The organism is Gilvimarinus sp. 1_MG-2023 (assembly GCF_030548285.1).
This window is the reverse complement of the sequence record NZ_JAUOSC010000001.1, coordinates 142,616-164,974: the sequence shown is the minus strand read 5'-3', so window position 1 is coordinate 164,974 and position 22,359 is coordinate 142,616. Positions and strand designations below refer to the sequence as shown.

Genomic DNA, 22,359 nt, shown 5'->3' with positions numbered 1-22,359 from the left:
GCAGTTAGCGTGATTTATAAAACTCAACCACCAGACTAACCAAACCCACAAAAAACCCGAGGTGGGCCAGCACGGCCCCCGCAGAAAAACAGTAATAAACTGTATCTGGTGGGGCCGTATCGGCCAGCAAAAGCCGGTAATACAACCAGGGCATCGAGGCGGCCAACAACACCATTAAACTCAGTGCGATTAGCTTGATCTCCCATGGGGCCCGGGCGTAAACAACCCGAGTTACCGGATTGTTTTTCCACAGCCAATTGGAGCTCCCCCTAATCACTTCTTTCATTGGCCGTGTCGAATTTCCCAACAGTGATGAATTTTTTTATTGCGATTGAAATCCTCATCAATTGTTGAGCTCGTTATATCTGTGAGCTGAAATTCACTAAGCGCTTCTATTTCCATACGAAAATCACGTAAATTATTGGAGAAGTACAGAACGCCGTGCTGATCTAATAATTTCATGGCTTTACTGATTAAGTCTACATGGTCGCGTTGCACATCCAATACACTGTCCATACGCTTAGAATTGGAGAAGGTGGGAGGGTCCAGCAGGATAATATCGTAGAGTCCATCCGCCTCATTTAACCATTTCAAACAGTCGGCTTGAATCAACCGATTTTTCGATTCGGACAAGCCATTTAATGCCAAATTGCGACGCGCCCAATTTAAATAGGTTTGCGACATGTCCACGCTGGTGGTGTATCGGGCACCACCTACGGCCGCGTGTATACTCGCCGAGGCGGTATAGCAAAATAAATTTAAGAATCGTTTATTTTTGGCTTGCTCGGCAATTTTCAAACGCACAGGCCTGTGATCCAAAAACACACCAGTGTCTAAGTAAGGCCAAGGGTTGACCAGAAGTTTCGCCTGCCCTTCTGTCAACACTAAAGATTCACCGTCGATGCGCTCACTTTGTTTTTCGTATTGTTCCAGCCCTCTGTTGCGACGGCGCTGCTTATAACTCACCTGGCTTTCGTCCACCTCAAGCGCTACCGGTACCGCAGCTTGTATTTCAGCAAAGCGCTCCGCAGCACGTGCCTCATCTACCGTTTTAGGGGCTTGATATTCTTGTACATGCACCAGTCGTAACGGGGCTCCAGTTTGATGGCTCTGGCCTTGGTAGACATCGATCGCGCAGGCATATTCAGGCATATCCGCGTCATATAATCGGTATGCATTGGTGCCAGTCCGCTTGAAAAAACGCTTCAAGGCCTTGTGATTTTTGCTTATTCGATTGACTAACATTTGCGCCCCGTTACTCAGCTCTGGCTTGCTGGATGGCACTGGGGCAAAGTTGTCAACCGCGACACTAACCGCTGGCTCGTGCGAAGTCTCTTTATAAAATTGCTCAGGATTAATATCAAACAACAGTAATTCACTGGCTATCGCGCCATTAAATAGTTTGTACTTACGATTAGAGCGCATCCCTAAGTTTTTACCCAGCTCAGGATTACCGGTAAAAATCCCAGCCCGCCAGCCAGTAAACTCAGCACGCAGTCTTTCACCTAAATGGGCGTAGAGAATTTTCATTGACTCCACCTCACCCAAGCGCTCGCCATAAGGAGGATTGGTCAAAATAAGGCCGCGGGTAAGCTCGCTATGAGTGGGTCGCTTTAATTCCCGCAGCTCTTTTCGAGTGACACGCAGCCAGTCATCCAATCCGGCTCGAACAATATTTTGCTCTGCGGCGCGAATGACTTTTAAATTGGCGTCATAACCTCGAATTTCGGGCAAGTCTTCTCGCGCTAGACCCACCATACGACGCGCCTTAGCGTCCTCTTGTAGGGTCTGCCAAGCAGACTCGTCGTGCCCCAGCCAGCGCTCAAAAGCGAAATGAGCTCGCCCAAGCCCTGGCGCAATATCGGCGGCGATCATGGCCGCCTCTATCAAAAAGGTACCTGAGCCGCACATGGGGTCTATAAGGGCCAATTCAGGTTCCGATTGCTCAGTCTCTTGGCACCAACCCGATCGCAATAAGATCGCTGCGGCGAGATTCTCTTTCAATGGCGCCTGGCCTTGCTGCTGGCGGTAACCGCGACGGTGCAAGCTATCGCCACATAAATCGAGGCTAACCACCAATTTACCTTTGCTGAGCCGGGCATTGATGCGGATATCCGGTTGAGCTTTATCCACCGATGGGCGCGATCCACTGACTTGTCTAAGCTTGTCGACAATAGCGTCTTTTACCTTTACCGCTCCAAATTGGGTGTTGCGAATAGCGTTATTCTGGCCACTAAAATCGACCAATAGAGTCCCCTCTGGCTGTAAATGCTCGTGCCACGGTAGAGCAAATACCAGTTCGTAGAGGTCTTCGGCGTCTTTTACAGCCCCCGATGTGAGAGGCAGTAGGATTTTATTTGCCAAACGACTCCACAAACAGGCCTTATAAGCTTGTGATAATTCGCCCTCAAAATAGACTCCCGCGACGGTTTCACGGCATTGCTCGGCCCCTAAGCCCTCTAGTTCTGTTTTAAGCAAGCCTTCTAGCCCTTTGGGGCAGGTAGCAAAAAATTGCATTGTCATAATTTCGCAATCCAGGCAGCCTGATAATTGGCTGCTAAATCAAACTGTTACAGTATAATCAGTCAAAAACTGATCGTTTTTAAGAGCCTGTTGATCTATAAGGCAGGCTCGCTATAAGAATAAATTCGTTCACACAGCCACTACAATTTGGTGTACTGAATATCCCGCTGAACAAATTGTACAGTGCACCGGTCAAAATTACCCGGTCTTCCAGCGGGCATCAAAACCCCAGCAGTTGGCAAAAAGGCCAAAGTACAGGGCGCCTATAAATGCGCTTTGCGGTTTTGTTCGGCCTACATTTTGTTACTGCTGGCTTCGATAACCGAAATAACGGAGGACAAAGCTTTACGCAATCTCAAAACAATGGGGTAACACCGGGGGAAACGAATAGACCCGAGTGCTACCAAGTTAACGATTAATTTAGAGGTATTGCTAAGCATGAAACGCCAAAAACGTGACCAAGTTGAAAGAGCATATGGAAAAGGCTACCAAGCAGGCATCGACGGACGATCCCGAAGTTTGTGCCCGCATGAAACCGGCAAGGTACGGGCACAATGGATGAGCGGATGGCGCGAGGCGCGAACCGACCAATGGGACGGGCTCAATCGAATGGCACAGGTGCAAAAGCTCAGCAATTTGTCTTACGGAGGAATGCGTTAACCTAGCTACCAGAAATATTACAGATTCGTATCGAAAGTTTTACCACCGCACGACCTGCTACCCGCAGGTCAAGCCCGCTTAGGCGGGCTTTTTAATACCCAAAATATATGACTAAACCCCACTAACTTTTATTATCTGTCTACCCTTAGCTCAAAACCCGACCGACATTTCACTGACTTATGCCTTAGTTACGCTTGGCGATAGCCTCGGCACACTCTTTAATCAATACCGGGCCGCGGTATATAAAACCAGAGTAAACCTGCACCAAACTCGCGCCTGCGGCTATTTTTTCTTCGGCTGTCTCACCACTGTCGATTCCGCCCACACCAATGATAGGCAGGCGCCCTTCCAAAATAGCGGCCAATTGTTTAATCACCTGAGTGCTTTTATTCCGCACCGGCTTACCACTGAGTCCACCTGCCTGCTCATGCAAGGGATCATCCTCCACCCCTTCCCGGCCAACAGTGGTATTAGTCGCAATGACCCCATCCAGCCCCACGGTTAACAGTGTATCGGCAACTTCTTTTACCGCGTCACTATCCATATCGGGGGCAATTTTGACGGCGATGGGCACGTATCTTTGATGACTTTGGGCCAATGCCGTTTGTTCATGCTTAATGCCGGTCAGCAACTCAGTCAAACTATCACCAAACTGAAGATTACGCAGCCCTGGGGTATTTGGGGAAGACACATTGACGGTTATATAGTCGGCATACTGATACACCTTCTGCATACAGATACGGTAATCATCTAATGCATTCTCCACCGGAGTTTTGGCATTTTTACCAATATTAATCCCCAGAATACCTTTGAATTTTCTTCGTTTCACCTGCTCAACCAAGTGATCTACGCCTTTGTTGTTAAACCCCATACGGTTAATAATGGCATTGTGCTCGGCCAGGCGAAACAGTCTGGGCTTAGGGTTGCCGGGTTGGGCAAGTGGTGTCACTGTGCCGATTTCCACAAAACCAAACCCCAATTCACCTAAAGCGTTAAAGTAGTCACCGTTTTTATCAAGACCTGCTGCCAACCCCACTGGGTTAGCAAAGGTAAGCCCCATTACCTGTACCGGGTTATCAGCCACCGGCTTAGCCAGCAGGCCTAACCCTTTTAGTCGATGCAGTGCCCCGAGGCAGTCAAGGCTGAGCTCATGCGAGGTTTCCGGGTTAAAGGCAAACAATATTTTTTTAATCAATGGATACATAGTGCGTTCTTTGGTCACTTGCGGTTGCATTGGGGATGTAATCAAGAAATTGGGGCGCTAGGATACTGAAAAAATGGCTAGGGGTCGATTCGATCGATACATTTAAAACGGTTGTTTTGATCAAATAGGATTCTAAATCGGCCACTAATCCCGCCATGGCTCACATAGGGCCGCAGAATACTGGCCGGAAATCGCACTTTACGCCCATCAATTGCGCGCGCAATCACGTCTTGAGCGCTGCCGTAATACCAGCGTTCGAACTCTTCGGCTCTGATAACAAGATCGATAATAACGGCTTTCAAAGGCTTAACCACTTACTTCTCATAACAGCAGTATTATAACCCAGCAAGCTGAGCACTTAACCATTATCAATGCTTTGGCAGATATATTTTAGACTTTGGTACTCACGCATGCCCTGGCGCCCACCTTCGCGACCGAAACCTGACTGATCTATACCGCCAAAAGGAGCCATGGCATTGGATATAGCCCCCTCGTTTACACCTACCATACCAGCTTGTAATGCGCGACTAACCCGCACTACCCGACTGGCGCTTGCCGTATAAAAATAGCTCGCCAAACCATAGTGAGTATCATTAGCCAAAGCCAACGCTTGCTCTTCGGTATTAAACGCTTTAATGGCCACAAGCGGCCCAAAGGTCTCCTCCTGCCAAAACTGCATGTGTTCATTGGCTTGGGTAAGCACAATCGGGGCAATGCGATTATTAGCTAAGCTACCTGGCCGTTGACCCATTTCACAGCGAGCCCCTTGCGCAAGCGCATCATCATAATGTCGCCGCACCTTGTCGAGTGCTTTGTCATTGATCAGCGAACACACCTGTACCCCCTCTTCCAGACCGTCACCAACTTTTAAATCTGCCAAAGCCTTGGTAAGGCGTTGCACGAACTCAGCTTGGACCGATACCTCGACTAAAAATCTATTGGGGCTAATACAGGTTTGGCCACTGTTGCGGAATTTAGCGGCTATAACCCCCTGCACGGCGAGATCCAGATCGGCATCAGCAAACACAATAAATGGGGCGTTGCCACCAAGCTCAAGTGACAGCTTCTGCAAATTAGGGGCACACTGAGCCATTAAGTGGCGTCCGACCTCAGTCGAGCCAGTAAAGCTTAATTTTTTTACAATCGTTGACTGAGTAAATACTTCCCCAATATCGGCTGACTTTCCCGTTATCACGTTAAACACACCATCCGGAATGCCAGCCTCCTGCGCTAGAACCGCCAGCGCCAACGCTGATAAAGGCGTAAGTGCCGAGGGTTTGACTACCATTGAGCATCCAGCCGCCAAGGCGGCACCGGCTTTACGTGTGATCATGGCTGCAGGGAAATTCCAGGGGGTAATTGCCACACTAACCCCAACCGGCTCCGGTATCGCCAATAGTTGTTGGTGGGGTTTTGTTGCCGGAATAACATCGCCAAAACCACGCTTTGCCTCTTCGGCAAACCAATCGATAAAAGCGGCCGCATACTGAATTTCAGCATTGGACTCGGCCCAGGGCTTGCCCTGCTCCAGGGTCATTATGGTGGCCAAATCGTCCTTATGTTTTAGCATTAACTCATACCAACGGCGCAATAAAGCGCCACGTTCATTAGGAGATCGCGCTCGCCAATCATCGAAAGCCTGCTCTGCTGCCACCAGCGCTGCATTAGCTTGCTTTTGCGTAAGCAATGGCACCTGAGCTAACGCCTCGCCATTAGCCGGATTAACCACCTCTAAAGTATTATCGCCCACTGCTGCGACCCACTGACCACCGATGTAGCAACGGTTTTGCCACAAGTTCGTATGCGTTAATTGAGGTATTGCCGTCATCTGTATCACCTATTTCTAACATTTCGGTTGCACTTAACTGTGCGACCACTCTGTGCGCGTCGAGTTCTGCTTAAAGACTATGAATGCCGTGTTACTTGAGCCAAGTCTAATAACTCTCTTAGAGCAACAGAAAACATTGCATAATCGGTCATGCCTGCGGTTTGTGTTTGTTTTACCATACTTAGCCAGCGGTCCAAAAGTGATTGGTGACTTTGCGCCCACTGCTCTACGATCACTTGCGGCGACTGATCGATGCCTGCCAATGACTGGGTAATATTCCGCACTTGCGACTCAAGATCATCCATATAGGCCTCGCGTGCCATCGCTTGCCAATCATTCTCAACGCGAGCATCGCTGAGCAGCTGGGCAAAGCCATTAAGATGCAAACACGCCACTAAACCCGCATAAATTTCTACAATTTTCTCCACGGGTTGCTTACTCTGATCGGCAACATCCAATATTCCCATGCCCGAATATAAATACCCTGGCGACAATACTTTTTGACACAAAGATTCCGGTACACCTTGACTGACCAATATATCTATATTGTCTTGCCAGTCGCGAACGACCTCGCCGCCTAAGTGATTAACCAAGCTCTGTTGAACCCCCACCAAGCCGTCGGAAAAATTCTGCAGTTCGCAGGTAAGATCTAAATTACCCCGACGATTACGCAAAAACCAACGAGTCATGCGCCTAACTCGACGCATCAATTGTTGAAGCAGCTGTTGTTGTACGGAGTCTTCAACACTAAAGCCGAGATCTTCAATCGCCCGCCACAACGCCTTAACGCCTGCTACGGTTGTAGCCAAGAAATAGGCTCTAGCCACCTCTGCGGTGGTCGATCCTGTGGCATCAATCATTCTTTGTACAAAAGTAAATCCTTGCGTGTTGACAATATCATTAGCAAGCTGTGTCGCCACAATTTCTGATACCAATGGGTGGTCCATCAGCACCTTGGGGAATCGACTTTGCATTGTCGCAGGAAAAGCTTGCAGGCACAGCTTGGCCAACACTGGGTCTTGGGTAATGGTAGGTGTTGCTAAGTCTTCTTTTAACCCGACTTTGGCGTACGAAATCAGTACCGATATTTCCGGCCGAACTAACCCCTTTCCCGCCGCCTGACGCTGGGCAATTTTTTCATCATCCGGCAAGAATTCCAAAGCACGATCCAGCCGGCCTGCCGCCTCTAAACAATGAATAAAGCGTACTATTTCTGCGGTTCTGGCAAGACTATCTCCACTTGCCAAACTGATTGCCTGAGATTGCCGGTAGTTATTAAGCAAAACATCACTCGACACCTCATCGGTCATCTCGACTAAAAGCGCGTTGCGCGATGCCTCACCCAGCTCGTCAGCCTTAATTAATTGTGATAAGGAGATTTTGATATTGACCTCGTGATCCGAACAGTCAACACCGGCCGAGTTATCAATAAAATCGGTATTACATGCGCCACCTGCAAGGGCAAACTCTATTCGCCCCAACTGCGTCATCCCCAGGTTGCCGCCCTCACCAAAAACCTTACAACGCAAATCATTACCATTGATACGCACCGCGTCATTGGCCTTATCCCCTACCTCGGCATGTGACTCAGCCTCAGCTTTTACGTAAGTACCAATACCACCGTTCCAAATAAGATCAACCGGTGCTCGCAAAATATGATTAATGAGTTCGGCCGGTGTTAACCGGCTAGCATCTATCCCTAAGGCGGAGCGAGCCTCAGCCGTCAGTGAAATGGATTTTGCGGAGCGGTCAAAAACACCACCGCCGGCACTAATCAAACTTTCATCGTAATCAGACCACTGCGAGCCGGCGGCATTGAACAATCGCTGGCGTTCGGCAAAACTCGCACTGGCATCCGGCTGTGGATCGATAAAAATATGCAGATGGTTGAATGCCGCCACCAGTTGAATCGATTCGGAGCACAACATGCCATTACCAAATACGTCGCCCCCCATATCACCAATACCCACTACAGTAATCGGGTCATTTTGAACATCGACCGACAATTCTTTAAAATGACGTTGGACACACACCCATGCACCTTTGGCTGTAATCCCCATCGCTTTATGGTCATAGCCCTGACTACCACCAGAGGCAAATGCATCGCCAAGCCAAAAGTCAGCTTCTTGTGCCACACTGTTGGCCAGATCGGAAAAAGTAGCCGTACCTTTATCGGCGGCGACGACTAAATATGGGTCCGGCTCATCTTTGCAAACCACCTGGTTTGGTAGCACCACCTGATCGTCGATGACATTATCACTGATGGACAGTAATGCCTGAATAAATTGCCGGTAGCAAGCCTTACCCTCGGCAAATTTTTCTTCGCGAGAAAGCCCTGCCACCTGCTTGCAAACAAAACCACCTTTGGCGCCACTGGGAACAATCACAGCATTTTTAACTTGTTGAGCTTTAACCAAGCCCAACACTTCGGTACGATAATCCTGATAGCGATCGGACCAGCGAAGTCCGCCCCGGGCAACCTTACCTCCGCGCAAATGAAGCCCTTCAAACCGACCAGAATAAACAAATATTTCGAACATCGGCTTGGGCTCAGGAATGTTATTCAGCTGTCTGGGCATAAGCTTAAACGCTAAATAGTCTAGGGTATCACTTTGGAAATAATTGGTTCTTACCGTGGCATTCATAAGTGCCACGTACTGACGTATAATCCTGTCTTCTATTAAACTTGGCACATTCTCTAAAGCATCATCTATCGCCTGTAATTGTTCCTCCGCTAGTTTCGAATTATTATTTTCTGGAGAAAATAAAGCATTAAATAATTTAACGAGACACATGACAATAAAGCGCTGATTAACCAACGCTTCAGCAATGTGCTCTATCGAGGAGTTAAACAGTGTTTGCTGCATATAGTTGGCGTAGGCCCGAAATACAGAGATCATTCGCCAATCCAATCCTGCCTCTACCACCAGTTGATTAAAGCTGTCACTTTCAGATTTTTTCTCCCACACAGCGATAATCGCTTGTTTCAAATTGGCAAAACCCGCATTCGTCAAAGGTTCCGCCGATTCCGCACGCTGCAATTCAAAATCGTGCAGCCAAATCACCTTTTTATTCTTATTAAGCAATTTAAAGGGATGCTCCGAAAGCACTCTTAAGCCAAAATCTTCCAGCAGTGGAATAATATCGGACAAGGCCAGTGGCATACCCTGTCGATATAGCTTTAAACGAATACCACTTGACTCTGAACCAGGAATAACTTCTAGCCAAAGAGTTTCTTGTTCCATTGACTCTAAAATCGCAATATCACTGGCCGCGTGTTGCACCGTAAACGCTTCTTGGTAAGCCGCACTAAAATTGGTGTCGTATAATTTCGCCAGGTAACGAGCCTGCTCTTCGGTGTGGTGGTGGTACAACTCGGACAGTAATGCATCCTGCCAAGAGCGCACCATCGCTTCTATTTCTTGTTCAAGTGCCAGGGTATCGACCTCTGGCATTTGTTTGTCTTTTAATCTAAATACAAGGTGCACCCGCGCCAGAAGAGATTCGGAAAAAAAAGTATTAAACTGTTCGTCGCAAGCACCTACCTTCTCGCCAATTAATTGTTGTACTCGCAATCGTATTTGGGTTGAAAAAAGGTCACGGGGTACATATAAGAGACAACTAACAAACTTGGCAAATCGATCTCGGCGCAAGAATAATTTAACCTTGTAGCGCTCGTTAATCTCTAATATACCCCGAACGGTTTCGTACAGCTCCGCAGCACTCGACTGAAACAGCTCATCGCGAGGGAAGGTTTCAACAATTTGCTCCAACGCTTTACCTTCGTGGCTCCATGGGGTTAACCCCATACGCTCGTACAGATAACTGATTTTTTCTCTAAGTAGCGGAATAGCCGAAGGCGACTCACTGTAAACCGAAGAGGTATATAGGCCTAAAAAGCGACATTCACCTATTACTTTACCTTCCGGGTTATAGCGCTTAACCACCACATAGTCCGGGTAGGCACTGCGATGAATACGCGATCGCCGTGGCGATTTGGAAAAAGCAATAGACGCCGGCGACAAATAAAAACGTGACACGCCAGGGTGAGCATCATCGAGGATTTTAATTTTGGTCTTACTGTTATCATCAAAAAGTCCCACGCGCTGATGACGATCCTCAACTAAGACATCCTTCCCTTGACGATTCTCTAAGTTAAATTCGGTAAAACCTAAAAAAGTAAAATGATCATTGGTTAGCCAGTGTAAAAATTTTTGCGCCTCAGTGACATCATTGCAAGCTAAGGCATGGCTGACCTGACCCAGCTCGTCTGCACTGTCGAGCATGGCTTGTTTGAGCGGCAAAAAATCCGTCACTACTTTTTGAATTTGCCCCAGCACCTCGTTTAGGGCAAGAACAGCTTCCCGGATACTGCGCGCATCGGTCAATTTACCCACTTCCAAATACACCATTGCCTCTGCGGTATGCTGCCGAGATTGCACCGGTAATATCTCGACTAACTGCCCACCCTGCCGCACAGGTACATAGGGCGTACTCTTAACACTAAAAATTGGAATATGTCGATGGGCAAGCTCAAGTCGAATCGAATCCACCAAAAAAGGCATATCCATTTGCCGAACGGCTATCACGGTATGTGGGCTGGACCAGCCCCAGCTGTCGAGTTCAGGGTTCACCACCTGCACGATGGGCAAATTGGCGACTTCACCTTGCAGTAAACTCCACAACCATAATAAGCAACCGCTGATATCGCTACTGGGTCGATCGATAAAATCTTCAGCGGGAAAGTGGTTAAAAAACAACCTAACAAACACTTTGCAGGCTTCACGTACAGACTCTGGCTGTGACTTGGCGACTGCCTCGGCGATTGCTTCAACATCTACTGTAGAAGTAGAACTTTCCATATAGAGCTCCAATCGATGTATTTGAAAATCACTGTAAGCCTAGACGATTAAGCAGGCGCGCGCCGCTTAGCATCGCGATTTCCCGGCTATGCCAACAAATTATTCAGCCCAATAGCGTTTTCTGAACAAAAACAGCCAGTTGGCTTAATATTGGCGGTCATTTACTATTGATTTTTGGGGAACTGCCTCCACATCGTTGTTGTCTGAGGCGCGCAGAAGCCATATCTCGGTTGTATAGTTCGAACAAAAAATCAGCAAGGGGCACACTATGACACTACAGGAGCAATTTCAGTCACTCGGTGATTGGCTTGGCCATCAGATTATTGGCCAGGAGCATCTTGTAAAACGCTTATTAACAGCACTTTTGGCAGATGGCCACTTACTGGTAGAAGGCGCCCCCGGGCTGGCCAAAACCAAAGCGATTAAAACCCTCGCCGATGCCATAGAAGGTGACTACAACCGCATCCAATTTACCCCAGACTTATTACCTGCCGATGTCACGGGTACCGATATTTATCGTCCCGAGCAAGGTGTCTTTGAATTTCAGCGAGGCCCGGTATTTCATAATTTAGTACTGGCCGATGAAATCAACCGTGCACCAGCCAAAGTTCAGTCAGCGTTGCTGGAAGCGATGGCCGAACGCCAGGTGAGTGTCGGCAATAAAACCTACCCCCTGCCACCGCTGTTTATGGTGATGGCCACACAAAACCCGATCGAACAAGAAGGCACCTACCCGCTGCCCGAGGCCCAACTCGACCGCTTTTTAATGCATGTTAATGTGGACTACCCAAGCGTTGAAGCCGAGCGTCGAATCTTGGCGCTGGTACGTGCTGAGGCCAAACAAGAAGCGGCAGCCCAGCCCCCAGCCTTAGCTCAAAACAGTTTATTTGAGGCGCGCAAAGCCATTTTAAGCCTACACATGAGCGATGCGGTTGAAGAATATATTGTGCAGTTAATCAACGCCACCCGACGCCCAGAACTCTACAGCGAATCTCTCTCGGGGCTGCTCGAATACGGCGCCAGCCCGCGCGGAACAATCGCACTGGAGCGCTGCGCCCGTGCTAACGCCTGGCTAAATGGCAAGGACTTTGTCAGCCCTGACGATGTAGCCTGCGTGATTCACGACTGTTTGCGCCACCGCTTAATATTAAGCTTTGAAGCCGAGGCCGATGGCACAACCCGCGATCAGGCGATCGACCAACTGCTGAACACTGTACCCGTAGCCTAATGCCAACAGACGTAAACACCCAGAGTGCAGACAGCGCTTATTGCTCTGTAGCAAATCTGTTACGCGAGCGTTTTAACGCTCGCGATCTCAAGCTTTTTGCCCCGCACCCGGTGAAAAGTGCCCAAGCTGGTCGCTTTAGAACCCGCTTTCGCGGACGGGGGGTCGATTTTGAAGAAGTTAGACTGTACCAGCCAGGCGATGACATTCGCTCTATAGACTGGCGTGTGACCGCTCGCACTCAGGTTCCCCACACCAAACTCTACAGTGAAGAACGCGAAAGACCGGTGTATTTACTTTGCGACCAGCGCTCACCAATGTTCTTTGGCAGCGTTCAGCATTTTAAATCCACCCTCGCCTGCCACTTGGCCAGTTGTATTGGCTGGGCCGCCCTCGGCGCGGGTGACCGTGTCGGGTCCCTAGTCTTTGGTGATCAAGATTTTCGCGACAGTCGGCCCAAGCGCAGCAAGCACGCCGTATTACAATTGATCCGATTGCTGGAACAGTACAACCACCAACTACATTCGCCTATCGCCAACAGTAATTCTTTATCTCTGGCGCAAATGCTCAGTGACACCCAACGTATAGCCAAGCCCGGGGCAGCGCTATTTGTGATCAGCGATTTTAACGATTTGGATAATGCCGCAGAGAAACAACTGTTTCAATTAAGCCGCCACCTCGACATCAGTTTAATTCACACCCACGACCCGCTGGAGCAACAACTGATCGGCAACAGCGCCTTGGCCGTCACTAACGGGACGGATAAGCAATTACTGCCAGTCAACCAAAAGCGCTTCCAGTCTGAATACGCCCTAATGGCCGCAGACAAACAGCAGCAATTGCGCGACACCTGTACTCGCCTGCAAATTGAATTAATACCCGTATCCACAGCCGATGATTACGCTACGGTTTTAAGGCACCGCTTTGCAGGCCCAACACGTCACCCCAGGAGGCGCTAACTGTGAATCCATTAGCGCAACTAAACGATATTCATACCCCCGATCCCATTGGTTGGTGGCCGCTGGCTCCTTTTTGGTGGGCCATTATTGCCCTAGCAACCACTGTTATTGTGTTAGCCGTTGTCGCGGCTTGGCGTAGTTATCGAAGCAATCGCTACCGCCGCGCCGCCCTGCGGCAATTACAACAGCAGTCCTTTGACGCTACCCCGAACAGCATTAATAAAATTCTAAAGGCGACCGCTATTGCCGCCTATGGCCAACATACTTGCGGCGCCCTGCACGGTCACAACTGGTTGAACTTTTTGGCCCAGAGTGCGCCCAAAGCACGGGCTAAGCTACAAACCGAGCATTGCCAAGTACTGGGCACTGCCGCTTATCAAGCTAATCCAAAATACGACAGCGCTGCGTTAATAGCGGCCGCACAAGCATGGGTAAAATTACACCGCAAACGCTTGCCAGCTAACCTGGAGGATAGTGATGTTTGAATTTGGCTATCCATGGCTATTACTGCTGCTGCCTTTACCGATAGTGATGCGTTGGGTTAAACCGGCACCAGCCAACACCACAGCAATTAAAGTGCCTTTTTATCGGCAACTAGAATCGCTGTCACTTTCCGGAGAAAGAAAAGCCAGTCGTAAAGGTATCCTTACCCTACTCTGGGCAAGCTGGTTATTATTAGTGCTGGCCGCCAGTGATCCATTATGGGTGGGCAAACCCACCGGCAGCCCCTACTCGGGGCGCGATATGATGCTGGCAGTGGATTTATCACAAAGTATGCTTACCCCTGACATGCAACCGCCGGGTGTGGTTGCCATGCAGTTTCAAAATAATAACGATTACACTCGAATGGATGCCGTTAAAGACGTAGTCGGCGAATTTATCGAGCGGCGCAGTGGAGACCGTTTAGGCTTGATTTTATTTGCCGATCAAGCCTATCTACAGGCCCCCTTAAGCCGTGACGTGGTCACAGTTAACCAACTGTTACAAGAAGCTCAGGTCGGCTTTGCTGGACGGGCCACTGCCATTGGCGATGCCTTGGGGCTCGCTATCAAGCGTTTAAAAGAACGGCCCGAGGGCAGTCGCCGGATTATCTTATTGAGCGACGGCGCCAACACTGCCGGTGACAGCAATCCCATTGATGCGGCCAACATTGCCGCCAATATGGGGGTTAAAATTTATACCATCGCATTTGGCTCAACCGAAAACATTCGCGGAACACGACGCAGCCGACGCACAAATGAAGTAGATACCCAAACGCTGCAAGCTATTGCCAATACAACCGGTGGCGCTTTTTTTCGTGCTGAATCCACCGCGGAATTAAAACAAGTACACCAACAGCTGGATCAATTAGAACCGCTGGAGCTTGAACAGTTGAAAGTGCGTCCAGTCTTGCGATTATTCTTCTGGCCGCTTGGCTTGGCGCTGGTATTAACTTGGCTTATAGCACTCAGCCAGCTGCGCTGGACTGGCAGCGCGCGCGTACAAGCCAAAGGAGACTCGACATGAGCGCTGTGAACGACCTCCACCTGTTGCGCCCGATGGCGCTATTGGGTTTGCTGCCGTTGCTGCTCACAGTAATTGGGCTGTGGTATAACAAGCGTAGCGCTACCGATTGGCAAACGGTCATCGATGCCAAACTTTTGCCTTATTTAACCGACAGTAAAACCACAGGTAGCTCCCGTTTATTGCTCTGGGGATTAGCCAGCTTTTGGTTAATAGGCTGTATCGCTTTGGCCGGCCCTAGCTGGGAAAAAGCGCCGAGCCAAGTGCATCGCAATGCCGATGCTCTGATTATTTTGCTCGACCTTTCGCCCTCAATGTTGGGTGAGGATATTAAACCCACACGCCTGATTCGCGCTCGCTTAAAAATTGCCGAGTTACTGCAACAGCGAACCGAAGGTGATACCGCGTTAATCGCCTATGCCGATCAGGCACACGTGGTTACCCCACTGACCGAAGATACACAAACTATCAGTGCCTTACTGCCCGCCCTGCACCCCCGCATGATGCCTGCTCCGGGTAGTCGCACTGAAGCGGCGGTAGACCGCGCCATAAAAATGCTGACCGATGCGGGTTACCGCAATGGTGAGTTGTTATTGTTTACTGATGGAATAGCGGAGTCAGCCCAAGTGGCGATTCGTGAAGCACTGCAAGGCAGTGCCTACCGATTATCCATACTAGGTATTGGCTCGGATAAACCAGTGCCAATCCCCTCGGGCAATGGCGGTTTTATGCGCGACAATCAAGGCAATGTTATTACGACCGCACTGGCCAGTGGTCAGCTACAACGATTAGCTCGAGCTTCCGATGGGCGCTATGTCACCTCCACCTTTGACACCTCAGACCTTAGCTATTTGTTAGCCCCCAGACACGACCTTTCGCCAGGTGAATATCAATTATCTGACAGCAAAATGGATACTTGGCTGGATCGTGGCCCCTGGCTTGCGATACTGCTTTTACCTCTGGCACTGCTCGTGTTTCGTAAAGGGATTTTGGTGGCGGTTTTGCTGACATCAAGCCTTTTATTCGATAGCCCAGTGGCACTTGCTGAGTCGTCAATGCTGGACAAACTACTGCTATCACCCGATCAACGCGGTGCCAAAGCGTTGTCCAATGGCCAAGCCGAGGTAGCAGCGCAAGAATTTAAAGACCCCGCCTGGCGCGGTGCCGCACTCTATCGCGCAGGACAATATGAGCAAGCCGCCACGTCATTCGCGCAGCTGGATACGGCTCAAGCTCATTACAACCGAGGCAACGCCTTGGCGCAAATGGGAAAACTCGATCAAGCACTAGCGGCTTACGATCAGGCCCTGGAAATACAGCCAGAGCTGCAAGATGCCGCCAGCAACAAAGCACTGATCGAACAATTAAAACAGCAAGAACAAAGTGATTCATCTTCCTCCAATCAAGAGCAAGACTCAAAGGGCGAGCAGAATCCATCACAACAGCAACAAGACCAGTCCGGTCAATCTACCGATGATGATAGCAATGAGTCGGAGGGCGAACAAAACCAAAATGATCAGGCTTCAAGCCAGGGGGAAGATCAAGCACAAAACAATTCGGAACCAAAACCTGGCGATGATCAAGGCCAAAGTGCCAGCGCAGCAAGCGACTCTCAAGAGCAAGGCCAGGCCAGCAGCGCTCAATCAAGCAGTGCCGCTCAAGAGCAAGGTCAAAATCAGGATTCACAACAAGCATCGGCCAGTAGCACAGCGAGTTCGCAAGGCAGCCAAAATCAAACTTTGGCTGAGCAGCCCTTAACCGCCGAAGAAAAAGAACAACGCCAAGCCGAGCAACAATGGCTACGTAACATACCCGATGATCCATCGGGCTTATTGCGCAATAAGTTTCAATACGAATATCGTAAGAACCGAATGGAACGCCAATTCAAAGGATTAAATGACTTCGGTAATGAGGAACAACGCTGGTAAATCTATGAAGATTTTATTGTCTAAACGCTATATACAGCCATTTAAGCTAATAATCATTAGCGCCATCGTACTCTTGGCTCAACTTGCCAATGCGGCCACGTTTACCGCCGAGGCAGCGCGCACTAACATTAATATCAATGATCAATTAACCGTAAATTTCCGCCTGCAAAACGGCCCTGATAATGTCGAACCTGACCTGAGCCCGGTACAGTCGAATTTTGAAATTCTTAATATAGAGCGCAGACAAGAATCTTACACCGTCAACCGAGAAACCAATGAATTTCTAACCTGGCGGGTTACCTTGGCCCCTAAACATGTGGGCAAACTGACCATTCCAGCTATTGCTTTGGCCGGTAGTAAAACTCAACCACTGACTATTACTGTGGTGGAAGCCCCTACCACGGCCTCCGACCCGAATGCGGAAACCTTTTTAGAGATCAGTGCTGATCAACAGAGTGTGTTTGTTCAGCAACAAGTGTTGTTAACCGCGCGCCTTTACTCTAAGTACGACTGGACGGGTAAGGAAATCGGGGATTTTAACCTAGACTATGCCCTGATAGAGGCCGTCAGTGAAGACGAATACATTACCGAGTTGAATGGTGTTCGGCATAAAGTGTACGAGGTTACCTTTGCCGTTTACCCTCAGTCTAGTGGACGTTTAGAAATACCAGCCATTGACTACGCGGTGCAATTGCGCTCGGGTTCATCGCGGGGCTTTTTAAGCTTTAACAGTGGCCCAATTCGCCGCGGCAAAGCCCAACCCTTATCGATTGAAGTTAAAAGTATTCCGCAAAGTAATGGTAATGACACCTGGCTGCCAGCTCAAAAGCTTGAGCTTAGTCAGCATTTTAGCCGCACCCCAGACAACTTAACCGCCGGCGAGCCTATCACACGGCGCATTACCATCAGCGCCGAAGGGCTTCACCCCACCCAGCTACCGCCGCTTGAGTTTGCTGAGGTAGAGGGTTTTAGTATTTATCGGGACAAAGCACAAACCGATGAAACTCGCAGCAACAAAGGCATTAACGCCTCGCGTATTGAAACCCTTGCCATGGTGCCCAATCAGGCTGGGCAAACACAGTTGCCGCCCATTACGTTGCGCTGGTATAACACCACCACAGGCCGCTTTGAAACAGCCACATTGCCAAGCGTTGAGGTGAGCGCATCACTGCCGGCCGGCAGCACTCCTGCAGACCAGGGCGATATAGCAGCACCACCGCCACAGACGTTTATACCCGCCAAGTCAGATCAGACGACAATTGTTGAGCGTATTCCTACTTGGATTATTGTCAGTCAAGTGATTAGCGTACTGTGTATTCTTATTTTACTGCCCATGGCGCTGCGTAAAAAATCTGCGTCAGCTCCGAGCCCCCAAAGTAAACAGACCTCATCCAAAACCGAATGGTCTGCCGTTCAAAAAGCCGCTAAAAATAATGACTTAAAACAGTTACGAGGGGCAATTATTGCTTGGGCAAAACAACATTTACAGATTGAGGTTCACACATTGGCCGAACTGGCACAGCTATCAGATCAAACCACACAAGAACAACTGACAAAACTGGACCAAGCTATTTACGGTTCAGCGAGTGCCGACCTCAAGCTTGATGAATTACTAAAAGGTTTGCGCAAGTTAAAAAATCAACCCCCCAAAACGAGCGACAACTTGCGTCCACTGTACCCGCAGTAGCGGCCAACAGTTTGGGAGTGAGTACGATGGTATTGCTTAACACTAAAAAGGGCCGCCCTATCGATCAATAGAGAGGGCGGCGGCTTTTAAAGCATTATTGATTGAGCAATTTATTGAGCTGATCGAGATTTTCCGCATCTTCGTCCGATAGATTATCTTTCAGCAACTGATTGATTTCCTCACCGGCTTTATCGCGCAAGAGATCCTCAACCTGATCAATAAAGGGCTGGAAAACTTCCCCGGCTAGTTCAGCACCTGTTACACCACCGCTCTCGACACCCAAATCACGACGAATCACATCTTGCATTTGATAGCTTTGATTCTCAATTAATGGAGAATACACCTCGGTTTTAACATTGGTAAATTTAAGCTGACGGATAATAAATTTAGGTTGTTCACCATCAGCCTCTACCTGCTCTTCTGATTGCTGCCCACTACTTAAAGCATCTAAGCGTTTTTTCAGCTCTTGTATATTCGTATTGCCACTGGCTTGTTGTTCTAGGGTTAAAGTTACCCCATCGATCAACACTTCATCAAAGATCAATACTCCCGACTCCACACTATTAGGGTCAAAATCAACAGCAATCTGATTTAATGCAAACAGATTTGGCTGATCAAATCCCGGATAGTTTTCAATTTCGAAGCCATGCAATTCAGTTCTAGCCTGACTTAAACTGAAATTAACATCGTCAACATTAACCGAGGTTTGCAAGACGTCGGATCCGGTAGACTCAATCGCCGAGACGATAAATCCATCAATATTGCGATACACCCAATACGAGCACCCACCGACTACCAGCACGATAACCGCTAATATGATAAGAATAATTTTTAACGCTTTCATAACTTCATCCTTTTAATAAAAATTCATAACTCACATCTATAAACGCGGCTTATTAACCTAGTCATTGGATTGTTCATTTAATTGCTCTAAAGCTTGACGAGCTTTATCCAGCTCCGCCTCGACAGAGTTGGCAATAGCATCCCAGCCACCGACGATTACCGCATTAGCTTTTTGCACCATAGCGCCGACGGTTTCGTCTTCCAGTGCACCTAGTGTTTGAGCCTGTTGATCCACCTTCACCTGTAAAGCCGTGATTGCCTTTTGCTGCTCCACCAAGTCAGCTTGTAGCTCTAATTGTCGCTGGTGGCCCAGATAAAGCAAGCCCGCTTCAATGGCAACCACGAGAAACAACACAAACGTCAACAGATTTCGCATGGTAAATATGCCCCCAGAAACATGATTTTCCCGCTAAAAACCCCTATCATAGCCTGAGATTTCACTAGGTACTAGCCAGCTAAGACTATGGAAAACAGTATAACTCTGACAATTTTAGGTTTGTTCGCCCTAACGCTAACGATTGGTATTTTTGCGCTGATTATTACAGCTATCGTTCTGTACTTTATTGACGTAAACCAAAGTTCTCATACTATCCGACGAAATTATCCGGTTATTGGTCGATTTCGGTATATTTTCGAGCATCTTGGCGAATTTTTCCGGCAATATTTCTTTGCTATGGACCGTGAAGAAATGCCTTTTAATCGAGCGGAACGTTCTTGGGTGTATCGTTCGGCCAAGAATGTTGATGCTAATATTGCTTTTGGCTCCACCCGAGATCTGTCCTCAGCGGGCTCAGTCATGTTTCTCAATGCCGCTTTCCCTACACTGGAAAAAGATGCGGCCCTACCGGCTGATATCACACTGGGCCCCTATTGTCGCCAGCCCTATACAACTCAATCACTGTTTAGCATAAGTGGCATGAGTTACGGGGCACTGTCTGCGCCGGCGATCAAAGCTCTGTCGGCTGGCGCTAAACAGTCTGGCTGTTGGCTAAATACAGGCGAAGGCGGCCTCTCTCCTTTTCACCTTGAGGGTGGCTGCGACCTTGTTTTTCAAATTGGTACCGCAAAATATGGCGTGCGAGACAAAGACGGGCACCTCAGTGATGATAAGTTGCGCGGGCTGGCCGCCATAGAACAAGTGAAAATGTTTGAGGTTAAACTCAGCCAGGGCGCAAAACCCGGCAAGGGTGGTATCTTACCGGCTGAAAAAGTCTCTCGCGAAATTGCCGATATTCGCGGCATCGTTGAAGGTCACGCGTCCATCAGCCCCAATGGCCACCCAGATATACGCTCAGTAGAGCAACTGCTAGATTTGCTGGAGCATGTACGCGAAATCACCGGCAAGCCGGTCGGCTTTAAGTCAGTCATTGGCGACAAGCAATGGTTAAAAGATTTAGTGGCAGCCATTACCCAACGGGGTATTGACCGTGCACCCGACTTTATCACCATCGACAGTTGCGATGGCGGAACAGGCGCCGCACCCCAGCCACTGATGGATTATGTGGGACTTCCGCTCAAAGAGAGCTTGCCTTTTGTCTGCGATTTACTAACCGAAGCAGGTCTACGCGAACGGATTAAAATCATAGCATCGGGAAAACTCATCACTCCATCGAAGGTCGCCTGGGCAATTGCCGCAGGTGCAGATTTTACGGTGAGCGCCCGCGGTTTTATGTTTGCTTTGGGCTGCATACAAGCGATGCAGTGTCACAAAAACACCTGCCCTACAGGGGTGACAACTCACGATCCGAAATTACAGAGGGGTTTAGTCCCTAAAGACAAAGCTGAACGTGTCGCTCATTACCAACGCAATATGACTTATGGCGTCGGTATGCTGGCCCACGCTTGTGGTGTGTCCGAACCTAGAAAATTAAAACGCCAACACGTCCATATTGTCACCCAGAGCGGCCTCTCGGCGCCTATGAGTGAAATCTACCCAGAACCCATTCGCTTAATCAATGATGGCGCCCCTACTGACGTTTCGGCCTCGAATTCAGATACGGCGGAGGAAATCTTATGAAAAAATTATGGTTATTACTTTTTATTGCTCCATTACTGGCAACTGCGACTGCCTATGCCCAGCCGCCCCAATCCATAACACCGCAAATTCGTGATTTAAGCTGGACCGATGAAAGTTTCTTAAACACCCAGCGCAAGCGTATCGCCAGGCTAGCCGGAGAGAAAATTGGCGCACCTATTCGCGGCACTAAAGCTGATCTAACTACTTTGCAGCGCATTATCGAACGCGAATTGATCAGTCAATCAGACACCTCCATGCAGCAAGCTCTGGGCGTCGCTTTAGGCGATGCGTTAATGAACGAAGAGTCCGAACTGGAATGGAAAGTTTACGAAGATAAAAAAGGACATTCGCGCGCCCTATGCGCCATGAGTGTTAACGAGTGTTTGTTTCCCGTTACCATGCTATCAAGACGTATGAAAGTTGGCCTCAAGCCAGACGTGAAAAAAATCTATCTCGAGGCACTCTACCTAATCGCCGACTCACTGCCCCCGCTACCCTATGGCGGTAAGCGTGAGTATTCTATTTATTGATGGACGCATTTATAAACGCCACAGTGGCTGTCGCTATTGCTGAGATTGGAGACAAAACGCAACTACTGTCAATTTTGTTAGTAGCACGCTTTGCCAAGCCATTGCTCATTTGTGCCGGCGTGTTGGTCGCCACGGTAGTAAACCATGGCCTGAGTGCTTGGCTAGGCGCGGAGCTTACCCACTGGATACCGAACACTTGGTTACCCTGGATAATTGGCTGCAGTTTTCTCGCTGTTGCGGTGTGGACGTTGATTCCCGATAAGGTCGATGAGAACGATCAACGTTTTAGTAAGCTCGGCGCTTTCGGCGCCACGTGTATTGTCTTTTTCTTAGCCGAGATGGGTGATAAAACCCAGGTTGCCACAGTCCTTTTGGCCGCCCATTACTCACAAGCGTTAATGGCCGTCATTCTGGGGACTACCCTGGGCATGCTTATTGCCAATATTCCTGCTATTTACGGTGGCGCCTGGTTGCTGCAAAAATTTCCCATTCAATGGTTTCACCGAGCAGCGTTTGTGATTTTTCTTATTTTTGCACTGATTAGCTTTTACCACGGCACTATGGCAGTGTTATCTGCATCACCAGCATAA

18 protein-coding genes are annotated in these 22,359 nt (G+C 48.9%); 10 read left to right on the top strand and 8 right to left on the bottom strand.

The annotated features are described in order from the left end of the window. Positions 1 to 4: 4 nt before the first annotated feature. Both Q4563_RS00680 and rlmKL read right to left on the bottom strand, forming a co-directional pair. On the bottom strand, positions 5 to 286 hold the full coding sequence (locus tag Q4563_RS00680; RefSeq protein ID WP_303603272.1) for a hypothetical protein: 282 nt from the start codon (positions 284 to 286) through the stop codon (positions 5 to 7). Next, on the bottom strand, positions 283 to 2,523 hold the full coding sequence (rlmKL, locus tag Q4563_RS00675; protein ID WP_303603271.1) for a bifunctional 23S rRNA (guanine(2069)-N(7))-methyltransferase RlmK/23S rRNA (guanine(2445)-N(2))-methyltransferase RlmL: 2,241 nt from the start codon (positions 2,521 to 2,523) through the stop codon (positions 283 to 285). The genes Q4563_RS00680 and rlmKL overlap by 4 nt, the downstream gene beginning before the upstream one ends. 438 nt (positions 2,524 to 2,961) lie before the next feature. Between rlmKL and rmf the strand changes: the two genes are divergently transcribed. Beyond that, positions 2,962 to 3,183 carry a ribosome modulation factor gene (rmf, locus tag Q4563_RS00670; RefSeq protein ID WP_215977333.1) on the top strand — a complete coding sequence of 74 codons (222 nt, stop codon included), beginning with the start codon at positions 2,962 to 2,964 and terminating at the stop codon, positions 3,181 to 3,183. A 184-nt stretch (positions 3,184 to 3,367) separates the two neighbouring features. On the opposite strand, the gene Q4563_RS00665 is transcribed toward rmf, so the two are convergent. From Q4563_RS00665 to Q4563_RS00650, 4 genes are all read right to left on the bottom strand, one after another. Beyond that, positions 3,368 to 4,387 (bottom strand): quinone-dependent dihydroorotate dehydrogenase, encoded by a 1,020-nt coding sequence (locus Q4563_RS00665; protein WP_303603270.1) that lies wholly within the window; start codon positions 4,385 to 4,387, stop codon positions 3,368 to 3,370. A gap of 77 nt (positions 4,388 to 4,464) precedes the next feature. Continuing rightward, positions 4,465 to 4,701: a DUF2835 domain-containing protein gene (locus Q4563_RS00660; RefSeq protein WP_303603269.1), complete on the bottom strand. Its 237-nt coding sequence runs from the start codon at positions 4,699 to 4,701 to the stop codon at positions 4,465 to 4,467. Positions 4,702 to 4,745: 44 nt separating this feature from the next. Next, positions 4,746 to 6,215, bottom strand: a complete 1,470-nt coding sequence (locus Q4563_RS00655; protein ID WP_303603268.1) for an NAD-dependent succinate-semialdehyde dehydrogenase — start codon at positions 6,213 to 6,215, stop codon at positions 4,746 to 4,748. A 77-nt stretch (positions 6,216 to 6,292) separates the two neighbouring features. Next, positions 6,293 to 11,077: an NAD-glutamate dehydrogenase gene (locus Q4563_RS00650; protein WP_303603267.1), complete on the bottom strand. Its 4,785-nt coding sequence runs from the start codon at positions 11,075 to 11,077 to the stop codon at positions 6,293 to 6,295. Between the two features lie 268 nt (positions 11,078 to 11,345). On the opposite strand from Q4563_RS00650, the gene Q4563_RS00645 reads away from it, so the two are divergent. The 6 genes from Q4563_RS00645 to Q4563_RS00620 are packed head-to-tail and all read left to right on the top strand — an operon-like array spanning position 11,346 to position 18,379. Next, positions 11,346 to 12,305, top strand: a complete 960-nt coding sequence (locus Q4563_RS00645) for an AAA family ATPase (RefSeq protein WP_215977329.1) — start codon at positions 11,346 to 11,348, stop codon at positions 12,303 to 12,305. Continuing rightward, positions 12,305 to 13,261: a DUF58 domain-containing protein gene (locus Q4563_RS00640; protein WP_303603266.1), complete on the top strand. Its 957-nt coding sequence runs from the start codon at positions 12,305 to 12,307 to the stop codon at positions 13,259 to 13,261. Before Q4563_RS00645 ends, Q4563_RS00640 begins: the two co-directional genes overlap by 1 nt. Before the next feature lie 2 nt (positions 13,262 to 13,263). Next, positions 13,264 to 13,746: a DUF4381 domain-containing protein gene (locus tag Q4563_RS00635; protein ID WP_303603265.1), complete on the top strand. Its 483-nt coding sequence runs from the start codon at positions 13,264 to 13,266 to the stop codon at positions 13,744 to 13,746. Next, positions 13,739 to 14,767 (top strand): vWA domain-containing protein, encoded by a 1,029-nt coding sequence (locus tag Q4563_RS00630; protein ID WP_303603264.1) that lies wholly within the window; start codon positions 13,739 to 13,741, stop codon positions 14,765 to 14,767. Before Q4563_RS00635 ends, Q4563_RS00630 begins: the two co-directional genes overlap by 8 nt. Then, a complete protein-coding gene (locus tag Q4563_RS00625) occupies positions 14,764 to 16,692 on the top strand; it encodes a vWA domain-containing protein (protein ID WP_303603263.1) in 1,929 nt (642 codons plus the stop codon). Before Q4563_RS00630 ends, Q4563_RS00625 begins: the two co-directional genes overlap by 4 nt. 4 nt (positions 16,693 to 16,696) lie before the next feature. After that, complete coding sequence (locus Q4563_RS00620; RefSeq protein WP_303603262.1) at positions 16,697 to 18,379, top strand: BatD family protein; 1,683 nt, start codon at positions 16,697 to 16,699, stop codon at positions 18,377 to 18,379. A gap of 94 nt (positions 18,380 to 18,473) precedes the next feature. Here the strand turns inward: Q4563_RS00620 and Q4563_RS00615 are convergent, their stop codons facing one another. Further along, complete coding sequence (locus tag Q4563_RS00615; protein ID WP_215977323.1) at positions 18,474 to 19,223, bottom strand: AsmA family protein; 750 nt, start codon at positions 19,221 to 19,223, stop codon at positions 18,474 to 18,476. 57 nt (positions 19,224 to 19,280) lie between these two features. After that, the gene (locus Q4563_RS00610; RefSeq protein ID WP_215977322.1) at positions 19,281 to 19,598 is read right to left on the bottom strand and encodes a hypothetical protein; all 318 of its coding nucleotides are present in this window, start codon (positions 19,596 to 19,598) and stop codon (positions 19,281 to 19,283) included. Between the two features lie 87 nt (positions 19,599 to 19,685). Between Q4563_RS00610 and Q4563_RS00605 the strand changes: the two genes are divergently transcribed. The 3 genes from Q4563_RS00605 to Q4563_RS00595 are packed head-to-tail and all read left to right on the top strand — an operon-like array spanning position 19,686 to position 22,359. Then, positions 19,686 to 21,239 carry an FMN-binding glutamate synthase family protein gene (locus Q4563_RS00605; RefSeq protein ID WP_215977321.1) on the top strand — a complete coding sequence of 518 codons (1,554 nt, stop codon included), beginning with the start codon at positions 19,686 to 19,688 and terminating at the stop codon, positions 21,237 to 21,239. After that, the gene (locus Q4563_RS00600; RefSeq protein ID WP_303603261.1) at positions 21,236 to 21,769 is read left to right on the top strand and encodes a DUF3806 domain-containing protein; all 534 of its coding nucleotides are present in this window, start codon (positions 21,236 to 21,238) and stop codon (positions 21,767 to 21,769) included. The genes Q4563_RS00605 and Q4563_RS00600 overlap by 4 nt, the downstream gene beginning before the upstream one ends. Next, complete coding sequence (locus Q4563_RS00595; protein WP_215977319.1) at positions 21,769 to 22,359, top strand: TMEM165/GDT1 family protein; 591 nt, start codon at positions 21,769 to 21,771, stop codon at positions 22,357 to 22,359. Before Q4563_RS00600 ends, Q4563_RS00595 begins: the two co-directional genes overlap by 1 nt.

Excerpts from the sequence above, each read along its gene's own strand:
- Q4563_RS00680 (WP_303603272.1), bottom strand. The coding sequence starts at position 286 with ATGAAAGAAGTGATTAGGGGGAGCTCCAATTGGCTGTGGAAAAACAAT.
- rlmKL (WP_303603271.1), bottom strand. The coding sequence starts at position 2,523 with ATGACAATGCAATTTTTTGCTACCTGCCCCAAAGGGCTAGAAGGCTTG.
- rmf (WP_215977333.1), top strand. The coding sequence starts at position 2,962 with ATGAAACGCCAAAAACGTGACCAAGTTGAAAGAGCATATGGAAAAGGC.
- Q4563_RS00665 (WP_303603270.1), bottom strand. The coding sequence starts at position 4,387 with ATGTATCCATTGATTAAAAAAATATTGTTTGCCTTTAACCCGGAAACC.
- Q4563_RS00655 (WP_303603268.1), bottom strand. The coding sequence starts at position 6,215 with ATGACGGCAATACCTCAATTAACGCATACGAACTTGTGGCAAAACCGT.
- Q4563_RS00650 (WP_303603267.1), bottom strand. The coding sequence starts at position 11,077 with ATGGAAAGTTCTACTTCTACAGTAGATGTTGAAGCAATCGCCGAGGCA.
- Q4563_RS00645 (WP_215977329.1), top strand. The coding sequence starts at position 11,346 with ATGACACTACAGGAGCAATTTCAGTCACTCGGTGATTGGCTTGGCCAT.
- Q4563_RS00640 (WP_303603266.1), top strand. The coding sequence starts at position 12,305 with ATGCCAACAGACGTAAACACCCAGAGTGCAGACAGCGCTTATTGCTCT.
- Q4563_RS00630 (WP_303603264.1), top strand. The coding sequence starts at position 13,739 with ATGTTTGAATTTGGCTATCCATGGCTATTACTGCTGCTGCCTTTACCG.
- Q4563_RS00625 (WP_303603263.1), top strand. The coding sequence starts at position 14,764 with ATGAGCGCTGTGAACGACCTCCACCTGTTGCGCCCGATGGCGCTATTG.
- Q4563_RS00620 (WP_303603262.1), top strand. The coding sequence starts at position 16,697 with ATGAAGATTTTATTGTCTAAACGCTATATACAGCCATTTAAGCTAATA.
- Q4563_RS00615 (WP_215977323.1), bottom strand. The coding sequence starts at position 19,223 with ATGAAAGCGTTAAAAATTATTCTTATCATATTAGCGGTTATCGTGCTG.
- Q4563_RS00610 (WP_215977322.1), bottom strand. The coding sequence starts at position 19,598 with ATGCGAAATCTGTTGACGTTTGTGTTGTTTCTCGTGGTTGCCATTGAA.
- Q4563_RS00605 (WP_215977321.1), top strand. The coding sequence starts at position 19,686 with ATGGAAAACAGTATAACTCTGACAATTTTAGGTTTGTTCGCCCTAACG.
- Q4563_RS00600 (WP_303603261.1), top strand. The coding sequence starts at position 21,236 with ATGAAAAAATTATGGTTATTACTTTTTATTGCTCCATTACTGGCAACT.
- Q4563_RS00595 (WP_215977319.1), top strand. The coding sequence starts at position 21,769 with ATGGACGCATTTATAAACGCCACAGTGGCTGTCGCTATTGCTGAGATT.